Annotated in this window: 8 protein-coding genes and 2 pseudogenes; 4 read left to right on the top strand and 6 right to left on the bottom strand. The window is 70.9% G+C overall.

The window, feature by feature from the left end:
- Positions 1-148 precede the first annotated feature (148 nt).
- Both CCN56_RS44405 and CCN56_RS10860 read left to right on the top strand, forming a co-directional pair.
- Positions 149-280, top strand: a complete 132-nt coding sequence (locus CCN56_RS44405; protein ID WP_256961902.1) for a hypothetical protein — start codon at positions 149-151, stop codon at positions 278-280.
- 99 nt (positions 281-379) lie between these two features.
- Positions 380-1816: an HEXXH motif-containing putative peptide modification protein gene (locus tag CCN56_RS10860; protein ID WP_086825914.1), complete on the top strand. Its 1437-nt coding sequence runs from the start codon at positions 380-382 to the stop codon at positions 1814-1816.
- Between the two features lie 1254 nt (positions 1817-3070).
- On the opposite strand, the pseudogene CCN56_RS45775 reads toward CCN56_RS10860, so the two are convergent.
- Positions 3071-3269: pseudogene (locus CCN56_RS45775) on the bottom strand (hypothetical protein); the annotation flags it as partial.
- A 176-nt stretch (positions 3270-3445) separates the two neighbouring features.
- Positions 3446-4540 (bottom strand): annotated as a pseudogene (locus tag CCN56_RS10865) (Hsp70 family protein); the annotation flags it as partial.
- A 150-nt stretch (positions 4541-4690) separates the two neighbouring features.
- Here CCN56_RS10865 and CCN56_RS10870 point away from each other — a divergent pair.
- Positions 4691-5116 carry an Hsp20/alpha crystallin family protein gene (locus tag CCN56_RS10870; protein WP_086825916.1) on the top strand — a complete coding sequence of 142 codons (426 nt, stop codon included), beginning with the start codon at positions 4691-4693 and terminating at the stop codon, positions 5114-5116.
- Positions 5117-5321: 205 nt separating this feature from the next.
- Here CCN56_RS10870 and CCN56_RS10875 read toward each other — a convergent pair whose 3' ends face one another.
- The 3 genes from CCN56_RS10875 to CCN56_RS10885 all read right to left on the bottom strand — a co-directional run bounded on the left by CCN56_RS10875 (position 5322) and on the right by CCN56_RS10885 (position 6664).
- A complete protein-coding gene (locus tag CCN56_RS10875) occupies positions 5322-5684 on the bottom strand; it encodes a DUF5335 family protein (RefSeq protein ID WP_086825918.1) in 363 nt (120 codons plus the stop codon).
- Between the two features lie 99 nt (positions 5685-5783).
- Entirely contained in the window at positions 5784-6218 is a 435-nt protein-coding gene (locus CCN56_RS10880) for a hypothetical protein (RefSeq protein ID WP_179199791.1), read from the bottom strand.
- Between the two features lie 50 nt (positions 6219-6268).
- Positions 6269-6664: a hypothetical protein gene (locus CCN56_RS10885; RefSeq protein ID WP_086825920.1), complete on the bottom strand. Its 396-nt coding sequence runs from the start codon at positions 6662-6664 to the stop codon at positions 6269-6271.
- A gap of 240 nt (positions 6665-6904) precedes the next feature.
- Here CCN56_RS10885 and CCN56_RS10890 point away from each other — a divergent pair, with 240 nt between their 5' ends.
- A complete protein-coding gene (locus CCN56_RS10890) occupies positions 6905-7300 on the top strand; it encodes a J domain-containing protein (RefSeq protein ID WP_256961903.1) in 396 nt (131 codons plus the stop codon).
- Here CCN56_RS10890 and CCN56_RS10895 read toward each other — a convergent pair.
- Positions 7297-8250 carry an IS481 family transposase gene (locus CCN56_RS10895; protein WP_086825924.1) on the bottom strand — a complete coding sequence of 318 codons (954 nt, stop codon included), beginning with the start codon at positions 8248-8250 and terminating at the stop codon, positions 7297-7299. The genes CCN56_RS10890 and CCN56_RS10895 overlap by 4 nt on opposite strands.
- Between the last annotated feature and the right edge of the window lie 180 nt (positions 8251-8430).

The raw sequence follows: 8430 nt of genomic DNA on the forward strand, positions 1-8430 counted from the left end.
TCTAGGTTCGGAGGTGCTGGAGACGACGCCGAGGCGCAAGCACCCCGCTCCGTGGCGATGGTGGTCACGCAGCGGGACGGCCGCGGCGGCTGATCCGGTAGACCGTTTGTCCGTGAACACCCTGCCGGGTGTGGAGCAAGGAGACGACATGCCGTCCCAGACCGTGGAAATGCCGCAGATGCGGGTGGCCGCCGAGTCGGCGCCGAGCATCACCACCGACGCCCAGTACGAGCGCGCCTGGGTTCCGCCGTACCTCGCGCCGGTCGGTGCGGCGAAGTAAGCCGTATCGCGGCAGGCCGGTCGTCGGACTTCCGGCGGCCGGCCTGCCGTGTCCTCGCCCGTACCGTCCCGACGCCTCACGAGGTGCATGTTGTCGCCGTTGTACACACAGATAGACGGAATCCTGGGAGCGGACCCGCACTTCGGCGCCGCCGACGCGATCGAGGCCAGGAACATCGCGCGCTACCGGCTGGGCCTGACGGTGCTCGCCCGCCGGTTCCCCGACGCGGCCGACCGGTTCGAGCGGCTCGGCAAGGCGGACGACGCCGTGCTGCGCCCCTTCCTCTACGACCCGGTGCTGAGGAACGCCTTCGAGGACGACCTGCTCGCCCTGGAGAACGACCGGCACGATCCGAGCGAGTTCGCGTCGTACCTCGCGGAGGTCGACCTCGACGCCGAGGACGGGTTGGGGCCGTGCGAACGCCTCATGACCCCGCGCCGGCGCCCCTGGCCGAGCCGTGGCGTCGGCTGGGTGTGGACGGAGGTCGGGCCGGGGTCGGCCGGGCTGCCGCTCGCCCGGCGGCTGGAGGAGCTCAAGGACGGGACCTTCGCCGACATGCGCGGGGCTCGCCGGATCAGCCCTGACGAGGAGCTGCTCGCAGGGCTCTCCCGGGGCGCCGAACTCCTGGCCGAACTGCTGCCGCACGCCGGGGCGGGAGTCTTCCCGCACATCTCGTTGGTGGGTCTGGCCCGGGGCGAGAGCGACGACGGTGAGCTGTACTCGCTCTCCGGCGGCGATCCGCTGCCCTCGGCTCTGTTCATCGCTCCGGAGCACCTGCGCGATCCGTGGATGACCGCGGAGATCCTGTTGCACGAAGGACTGCACCTCAAGCAGTTCGACGTCCTGCGCACCGGCTCGCTCGTCGCCGACCCGGGCCACGAGATCGAGATCCCCTGGCGGCTGACCCCGTGGTCACTGACCCGGGTCCTGGCCGCACTGCACGTGTACGCGCACATGGTGCTGTTCTTCGCGGCGGCGGGCGAGGCCCCCGCCGAACTGCGCGAGCGCTTCGGCGAGCCGCCGGCCACCGAGGACGTCGGTGTGCCCACCCCGGGCAGCCGGGCCGCGGTGGAGGGCGGGTACACCACGAGCGCCGAACGGGCCGCCTACCTCGGACAGCAGGCGCTCGAGGTCCACGGCGGGGCACTGACACCGGACGGACGGCGCTTCGTCGAATGGCTGATGGACGCCGCCGTCTCCCTGGCGCCTTCCGTACAGGCGGACGCCGCCCGGGAGCCCGTCCCGAGCTCCGCCCCACACGTGCCGCAGCCGGATCCGCGCGGCTACCGCAAGATCGAGCCGGTCGCCGTCTGCCCCCTGCCCGAGCAGGGCCAGCTGCTGGCCTTCGCCCCTGACACCGCGAAGTTCCACTGGCTCAACCAGCACGCCTGGCTGATCTACGCCCTCTGCGACGGTCGCGAACTCGCCTCGATCCAGGAGCAGTACGCCCAGCACGCGGGCTCCGACCCCGCCGGACTGGCATCCGGCCTCGCGGGCCTGGTCGCGGCCGGCCTCGTCGAACCCGTCGTCGGCTGAACCGGCCGTACGGTGTCCCCCGCCCCGCCGTCCCGCCGACGCACGCGCACGCCACTCGCGGGCGCGGGCGCGGGGAACCGATGATTCCTGCAGGCCGGCACAGGGCGGGCCGGGCCCGGCGCCTGCTTTCCCTCCTGACGATCGCCGCCTGAGGAGGTCGCGCCGACATCACTCGACTGCCCGAGGCATGGGGGGGGTGGGTCTCAGACGATCACGTGGACGGAGTCCGGCCCGGGGAAAGGCGTTGCGTCCCGGCCCGAGGACTGGCCTCCTTCGCGCGAGTCTGCGGCATCAGCCTCGAGCAGCCGGGGGATGCGCCACTCCCACCGGAGCTCGTCGTCTTCGACTCGGTCGGGCCATGGGATCGTTGCCGTACGGAAACACACGTCGAGCTCGTCGGGATGTGCCCGCCACAGGAATGAGAGGCGTGGGGCGGCAACGGCCGGACACGTGCCAGGGCACCGCGGCACCAGGTCGGCCTTCCTGCCACGCCGCTCCGTCGTCCCGCTCTGCGGGGCCGTTCGGCTTCGGGCGGCACGCCCACGCCGCGGACCGGCCGTCCCTGGTTGTCGTGTGTACGGGACGCGCACTGGTGTGTGGTCTTCGCCGAGCCCTGGCGGAACACGAACGAGTCGACACGTTCCGTGCGGACGACGGCGGAGCCCGGCACATCGGCGTGTCCGGTTCGTTGCCGACCCGGCCACGCCCTTCGAAGAGGGCCTCGCCTCAGTCCCCGCCGACGAGCTGCTGGCGGCGGACCGCACGGTCTGGCCGCCCACGCGATGGGCCGGACCATGGACACGGACACCCTGCACAAGGCCAGGCAGGCCCGGAGCCGGATCGTCCACGAAGGGGCTTCGATCGGTGCCATCCGGTCCGTGGACCGCGACCGCATCCTTCAGTACGCCGTCAAGCAGCGCACTGCCGTGACGGATTTCCCTCTCGGCGACAACATCACCTGGCAGTGGCGCCACGGCCTGGAAGAGCCACGCGACCCGCCACCGACGGACTGGATCAACGCCTACCCCGACGTGGAGGCGGCCTGCGAGCGCCTGCAGCAGGTACTCCGCAGGCGAGACGGCGATCGGCGCCAGCGCGACGGGGTCGTCGCTGTTCATCGCGTACGGCGCGACGCGTCAGGCGCCCCTCCCCCGTCTTGGCGAGGGAGGGGACCCGGCTCACCTCCCGGGCGCCCCACCCCGGCTGACGCGGTCCCACTCCTCCGTGGACTGCTCGATGAAGCGGCGGGCCGGTCTCGGGGGACGTCCAGGTGACGGTGAGCCGGCCGTCGGGGCGTCGAGGGCGATTGTGGTGCCGTCGCGGGGATGTCGCCGGCCAGCAGGGCGCGTCCGATGCGGGTTTCGACCTCGCGTTGGATGAACCGTCGCAGGGGTCGGGCGCCGTACACGGGGTCGAACCCCTCGGCCGCGATGTGCCGGCGGGCCGCCTCGGTGGGATCCCGGCCCGGTCGCGCTGCTTCCGCCGCCACCGTCGGCGCCACCGGGGGCGCCAGGGCGTGCAGCATCTGCTGGAGGTCGCCGACCAGGGACCGCACGCGGTCCAGGAGGCCTCTTCCTTGACGGCCTCCCGGGCATCCGCGATCGGCGACTCGGCGCGGGCCTTGTCGTGGACGGTGACGGAGTCGCCGAGCTCTCCCAGCCGTCGCTCGACGTGGTAGGCGAAGCTGTCGAGCTCGTTGCGCGCCTCGACGAGTTCGCGGATACGGGTGTCCTCGGCCCGGTTGCGTTCGGCCTCCTGGATCATCCGCCGGACCTCGGACTCGTCCAGGGTGCCGCTGCCGGAGACGGTGATGTACTGCTGGGTGCCGGTGTCCTTGTCCTTCGCGGACACGTCGAGGATGCCGTTGGGCGTCGATGTCGAACGTCACCTCGATCTGCGGCGCCCCCGGGGCGCCGGGCGGATGTCGTCCAGGCGGACCCGGCCGAGCACACGGTTGTCCGCGGCCCGCTCACGCTCCCCCTGCAGCACCACCACGTCCACGGCCGGCCGGTCGTCCTCGGCGGTCGTGAAGGTTTCGCCGCGCCTGGTGGGATCGTGGTGTTGCGCTCGATCAGCCTGGTCATCAGCCCGCCCAAGCGTCTCGACGCCCGGGGAGAGCGGGGTGACGTCGAGCAGCAGGACGTCCTTGACCTCGCCCTGGAGCACGGCCGCCTGGACGGCCTCGCCGAGGGCGCCGACCTCGTCGGGGTTGACCGACATGTCGGGGTCCTTGCCGCCGGTCAGCCGTCGCACCAGCGCCTGCACCGCGGGGATGCGGGTCGACCCGCCGACGAGGATCACCTCGTCGAGGTCGTCGGGGACCACCTTGCCGTCCGCCATCGCCTGCCGGACCGGCCCCGTGCCCCGTTCGACCAGATCGCCGGTGAGCTGTTCGAAGGCCGACCGGGTCACGGTGGTCGTGAGGTGCTTCGGACCGGCGGCGTCCGCGGTGACGATCCGCAGCACGTCCGGTCCGGCGATGCGGCCGGCGTCCTTGGTGGCCTGCCGCTGCGCGTCGTCGAAGTACGCGGGCGCCGTGATCACCGCCTGGGTGACCTTCTCGCCGAGCTGCTTCGCGGCATCGTCCACGAGCTTGCGCAGCACGGCGGCGGAGATCTCCTCCGGGGCGTACTGCTTGCCGCGGACGGAGAACCGCTCCGCGCCCTCAGGGCCGGACACGACCTCTAGGAGACCTGTTCCGCCTCCAGGGCGTGGCCGGCTCACAGGGATCGGGGCATCGCCCCGGCTCCATAAAGCTCATGCATCCATCGAATAAAACTTGAGCCTCACCTTGTCAAGAAGAGTGCCGAGAGTTATATAAGAAGCGTCGGTACGCGATCGAACGACACACGACGCGAAGGAGATGATGATCAGATGCTGATGCGGACCGATCCCTTCCGTGAGCTGGACCGGCTCACTCAGCGCGTGTTCAACGGAGTGCAGGGTCCCGCGGCGATGCCGATGGACGCCTGGCGCGAGGACGGCGCGGTGTGGGTCAAGTTCGACCTGCCCGGTGTCGACGCCGAGTCCCTGGACCTGAACGTCGACAAGGACGTGCTGACCGTCCGGGCCGAGCGGAAGCCGGAGATCAAGGAAGGCGCGGAAACGGTGATCTCCGAGCGCCCCACCGGCACGTTCAGTCGCCAGCTGTTCCTCGGGGAGACGCTGGACACGGAGAATATCGAGGCGACGTACGACGCCGGTGTGCTCAGCCTGCGCATCCCGATCGGCGAACAGGCCAGGCCGCGCAAGATCCAGATCGGCACCGGAAAGCACACGGACAAGGAACTGCAGTCGTAACGGGGCAGAGGGGCGTCCCGCCGGACCGGGCCCGGGCCGATGGGCACCCACAGCCGGGTCCCACGGCGCCGGCTCGCCGTGGGACCCGGTTACGCCCGCATGCCCCCTGGCCCCTGCCCACCTGTCCCCGCAAGCGACGTGCCCGATGTCCCGCTGCAGCTGCCGGGCCGACGGAGACCGCTCGGACACGCCCGGACAGGACCCCTCAGGACTCCGTACCGGCCGCGCCCGGGAAGAAGGTGATCAGGGTGGCGGCACCGTCCTGATCCACGACGCGGACAGCCGGCTCGGGAACGCCCACCGTCGAGACGTCGATCTCTCTCGGATGCCGCACCATGTGTCGCAGCACGACGGGGTAACGCGGCGAGTCACCGCCGACGGCGACGATCACCACGTCGTCCTTCGGGTCGTACGTGAGGTACGAGAAGGGCAGCCGCTCGGCTTCGTACTGGTGCCCGATCTCCATGTCGAGCACTTCGATGCTCACGAGCTGCCCGCCCTGCGCCTCGGTCAGCTCCTCCAGCGCGGTCACCCAGCGGCCGCGGTCGGACACGCCATTGCCTGCCATGGCCTCGGTCCTCCTCCACACGCTTCCGGCGAATCGTCGCCCTCCAACCTCTTCTTCTCCTCGTCCCGCTCCCCCGCCTCCGCCTTCTCGGCTTCCGCCTCACGTGGCCGCGTCGGTGCCGGGCTGCCGCGATGCGGCGACCTCGGTACCGGCGCCGCCGGGCCGACGGTCGTCCCGGTACCGGCGGGCGGCGAGCCGGACCGCCTGCACCGCACCGTCCGAGTCGACGGTGGACACCGCGAGACGGGCGAACCGGCGCCCCGGGAACAGCTCCACCACGGCCACCGGGCCCGGAGCCCGGACGGCGACGAAGTCGACGCCGGCCGCATGCCGCCTGGTGCCCGCACAGAAGCGCCCCGGACGGCAGCGACCTCGTTCGACGGTCCCCCGCAGGGCCCGCCACCACTCCGGCTCGACCCACGCTTCCCGCACGTCTCCGAGGGGGACCCGTACGCCCTTGCGGCGAGCCAGGAGCGCCTCGCGCCATGGCAGCCGTACGACCACGTCGCCGTTCTGGACCAGCAAGTGGGCCATCGCCCTCGACCTCCTCCTCGGATGCCGGAGACCTCCGTGCACCGGTGTGCTCAGCCGGTCGCCGCCGCCCCGGCGTGCTCCATGGGCGGCCCGAACTGCTGTGGCTGGTTGTGGGCGGACGCGCCGAGCAGCGGAGCGCCATGCCGTTCGGGGCGGTGGCCGGGCGCATCGACGATGCTCTCGCGCGGAGTGTCAGCGGGTCCGGGGACTGCCGGAATACGCCTGCGGGCGAGGATGCGGCCCACCCACCTGCGACCACACCTCGGGCAGGGTGCGGCACCGGCAGGGGTGTACGGCGAGGGCACGGCCACACCGTCGCGCGAGAAGTACTCCCAGTCGCCGCCTTGATCGTCCCGGTACTGCTGGACGTCGTAATCGGTGCTCCACTCGTGCCAGCAGTGCCCACAGGTGAACTGGACCCGCTCGAGTGCGATTTCGGTGATCATCTCTCTCACCTCTTTCCCCGGTCGGTCCGTCACGGGTTACGGTCTTCTCCCCCTTCGAGCAATTATGTCGACAAAACACGGCAAGGGTTCATGTCTGACCTCGAATGGCTCTACGGCAAGGAGGCGGGTCGGGAACAACGCCCCGGTACCTCTTGAATCTGCGCCGCCGGCGGCCTATGAACGTGTTGTAGGCCTTATCCGCCTCTCTGGCTTCGGCCGGCTCGCAGGGAGATGAGAAAGGTGACGACACCCAGGCGACCGGACTATTACGCGGTGCTCGGCGTCGACCCGACCGCCTCGGTCAAGCAGATCACGAGCGCCTACCGCACGCTGGTCCGCGCTCTGCATCCGGACGCCCACCCGGAGCGACGGGCTCAGACCCAAAAGCTCGACGAGGTGATGACCGCCTACGCCACGCTGCGTGACGCCCGGAAACGGGCGGAGTACGACAGGCACCGCGCGGCCGAGTTTCCGCACGGAGCGGCGATGCGGGCGGCCGCGGTGGCCGTGCGGCACACCGGGCGCCCTGCACGGCCGTCCGTACAGGTTGCGTACGTCGTGGTCGTCGGCCCGCTGTCGACGCCGCAGCACCGTGGCGCATGGCTCAAGGTGGGGCCCTTCCGCATCGGGTTCTAGGTGTATTGACCCGCAGCGTTGTTGACGCGGGTGATGGGCGGGTGTCCGTCGAGTGCGGTGTGGCAGCGGTGGTGGTTGTAGGTGTGGAGGAAGTCTGCCAGGGCTTCGGTTCGCTCGGTGTTCGAGGTGTAGGGCCGCAGGTAGGCCCACTCGTCGAGCAGGGTGCGGTTGAAGCGTTCGACCTTGCCGTTGGTCTGCGGCCGGTAGGCGCGGGTGAGCTTGCCGGTCGCGCCGAGGTCGGCCAGGACGTTCTTCCAGGCCAGGCCCTTGCGGTAGGCCCAGGCATTGTCGGTCAGGACCCGTTCGATGCGGGGAATGCCGTGGTCGCGGAAGAACGCGGCCGCGCGGATCAGGAAGCCCGCGCAGGTCGCGACCTTCTCGTCGGGGTGGATCTCGCTGTAGGCGAGGCGGGAGTGGTCGTCGACGGCGGAGTGGACGTAGTCGAAGCCCATGCCGCGGATCGGGCGGCCGGCCTCGCGGCCGTTGGCCTTGTGGCCGCCGCCGTCGGGAATCCGGCCGAGCTTCTTCACATCCACGTGGATCAGCTCACCGGGCCGGTCGCGTTCGTAGCGGCGGATCAGGGTGCCGGTGGGGCGGTCGAGCCAGGCCAGCCGGTTCAGCCGGTGGCGGGTCAGGATCCGGTGGACGGTCGAGGCGGGCAGGCCCAGGATCGGGCCGATCCGGGCCGGGCCGAGTTTGCGGCTCCGCCGGAGCTCGCAGACGCGGTCTTCGACCGCGGACGCGGTCCGGTGCGGCGTCGTGTGAGGCCGGCTCGGCCGGTCGTGCAGACCGGCGTCCCCCTCGGCCTGCCACCGGCGGATCCATTTGTGGGCGGTGGCCCGGGAGATGCCCATCTCGGCGGCCACATGCGCGACCGGACGGCCTGAGCAGACACGTTCGACCAGCAGTCTCCTACCGAAGACGGTCAGCCGGGCATTACGGTGGGCCACGAAGACCTCCGTGAGGTGAGTTCCTAGACAGCTCCCACCGCACCGGAGGTCTTCGCCATGTTCAAGACCAGCGCAGTGTCAACAACGCTCGTGATCAATACATCTAGGGCCTGCCGTCGAGTTCCCGTCGTCGCGGGGCAGGGGGGAACTCGACGACAGGCCTTAGAGGTCCTAACAGAA

This window comes from Streptomyces sp. NRRL B-24572 (assembly GCF_002156145.1).
Taxonomy (GTDB): domain Bacteria; phylum Actinomycetota; class Actinomycetes; order Streptomycetales; family Streptomycetaceae; genus Streptomyces; species Streptomyces vietnamensis.

What these genes read in the sequence shown, in the direction of transcription:
- CCN56_RS44405 (WP_256961902.1), top strand. Translation starts at nt 149, where the DNA reads ATGCCGTCCCAGACCGTGGAAATGCCGCAGATGCGGGTGGCCGCCGAG.
- CCN56_RS10870 (WP_086825916.1), top strand. Translation starts at nt 4,691, where the DNA reads ATGCTGATGCGGACCGATCCCTTCCGTGAGCTGGACCGGCTCACTCAG.
- CCN56_RS10875 (WP_086825918.1), bottom strand. Translation starts at nt 5,684, where the DNA reads ATGGCAGGCAATGGCGTGTCCGACCGCGGCCGCTGGGTGACCGCGCTG.
- CCN56_RS10880 (WP_179199791.1), bottom strand. Translation starts at nt 6,218, where the DNA reads ATGGCCCACTTGCTGGTCCAGAACGGCGACGTGGTCGTACGGCTGCCA.
- CCN56_RS10885 (WP_086825920.1), bottom strand. Translation starts at nt 6,664, where the DNA reads ATGATCACCGAAATCGCACTCGAGCGGGTCCAGTTCACCTGTGGGCAC.